Source organism: Mesorhizobium sp. M1E.F.Ca.ET.041.01.1.1, from assembly GCF_003997355.1.
In the GTDB taxonomy this organism is placed as follows: domain Bacteria; phylum Pseudomonadota; class Alphaproteobacteria; order Rhizobiales; family Rhizobiaceae; genus Mesorhizobium.
Map to the genome: position 1 here is coordinate 1 of NZ_RZSL01000929.1, position 1,603 is coordinate 1,603.

Sequence of the window (1,603 nt, forward strand, 5' to 3'; positions counted from 1 at the left end):
GTTCAAGCCTTATGAGCCCTACATGGAGGTGGTCGACAAATCCACGGGGCTTGTCGAGGCGAAGCGGCCGCTGGCTGACGGTCCTTTGCAGCAGGACGAGTCGATGGGGATGTTCGATATCGTCCGTTATGTGAAGGCCCGCGAGACCTACGATCCGAAGGCGCTGAAGGACAACTTCGATCTCGCGCAATTGCTGAGCACCGGCGATGCCTCGAGGGAGCTCGTCGAGCTTTTCAGCCCTGCGAACAAGGTGACGAACCCCATCGTGCTTTACGGGCGAAACACCGTTGTGGCTGTGACGGTAAAGTCGGTGACTTTCCCTAACCAGAGAACCGCCCTGGTCCGGTTCATGACGGAGGAAAAGAGCCAGGCGAACACGGTGCAGCGGCATTGGGTGTCGTTGATCCGGTTCCGCTACACCGGCGCGCCAGCCAAAAACGGGATCCGCTTTCAAAATCCGCTCGGCTTCCAGGTGCTCGAATATCGGCGCGATCAGGAGACGGCGCCGGCACCCACCGCAGAGACTCCGCAATGAAGGTCGCCGGCATCCTGACGGCAATCGGGCTCGCCGTTTGCGCGGTTCAGCCAGCCCTTGCCGAACAGACCCCTCGGGCGGGATCTCGTGACAGTCGCATTCGCTTCGTCTGGTATCAGAAGGACGATGTGGTGTCGGTGCCGGCCAGCTATGGCGCCTCGACCATGATCGAATTCGGCGATGACGAGAAAATCGAAACCCTCGGCGCTGGCGACGTCCCGGCCTGGAGCATCGAGCCCAACAAGAAGGGCAATGTGCTGTTTGTGAAGCCGATCGAGAAGAATGCGGGCGGGAATCTCAACGTCCTGACCAACAAGCGCAGCTATGTGTTCTTCCTGAACGGCGAGTTTCGGCCGGTTGCGCAACAAGTCTATGCAATCAAGTTCCGCTATCCCGAAGAGGCGTCGGACGCGGCGCTGATGGACGAAGCCCGGGCCCGGGCGGCACAGCCGAACCGACAGGATTTCAAGGCGGAGAACGCCAACTCGTCCTATGCCTATAAGGGGTCGTCGGCAAATAAGCCGCTCGTGATCTACGACGACGGCGTGAAGACCTGGTTCCGCTTCGATCCGGCAAGGGAGGTGCCGGCGATCTATGTCGTCGATAGCGAACGCGATGAGACCCTTGTGAATTATCGCCGCGAGGGTGCGTACATCGTCGTCGACAAGGTCAATTACCAATGGACCCTGCGCAACGGCGACGAAGCAACCTGCATATTCAATCTGAGACTGAACAATGTGAACGAACCGACCGGGCTTGAACCTTACGAGCCACAGCGTGTCGGCGGTGGGACTGTTCGGAAAGTGAGGGGACCCGATGCCATCTCCCAATGAGTACAGAATGCTCGCTGAGGAGGGCACGGCGGTCGCCGCGCCAAAATTCGGGGCGAGCACATTCTTCAAGATCGCGGTGCCGCTGGGTGCGGTGGTCCTCGCCGGCTGGATGATCTATGCCGCGACGCGTGCGCCGGACAAGCCGCTGTTGACGGCGTCGGATGGCGAGGAGTTCCACACCACACAGTTTCCCGCACCGGGGCTCGATACGCCGCGCCCCCAGCTTGATAACGGG

General features: G+C 60.5%; 2 protein-coding genes and 1 pseudogene. All 3 read left to right on the forward strand.

The genetic code is table 11. From position 1 onward, the window contains the following. Positions 1-535, forward strand: a 535-nt coding sequence (locus EOA38_RS35995; protein WP_127301453.1) for a VirB8/TrbF family protein, incomplete at its 5' end; no start/stop codon positions are given. Beyond that, positions 532-1,368 carry a P-type conjugative transfer protein VirB9 gene (virB9, locus tag EOA38_RS36000; RefSeq protein WP_127301454.1) on the forward strand — a complete coding sequence of 279 codons (837 nt, stop codon included), beginning with the start codon at positions 532-534 and terminating at the stop codon, positions 1,366-1,368. The genes EOA38_RS35995 and virB9, both read left to right, overlap by 4 nt. Before the next feature lie 7 nt (positions 1,369-1,375). After that, positions 1,376-1,603: pseudogene (locus tag EOA38_RS39550) on the forward strand (conjugal transfer protein); the annotation flags it as partial.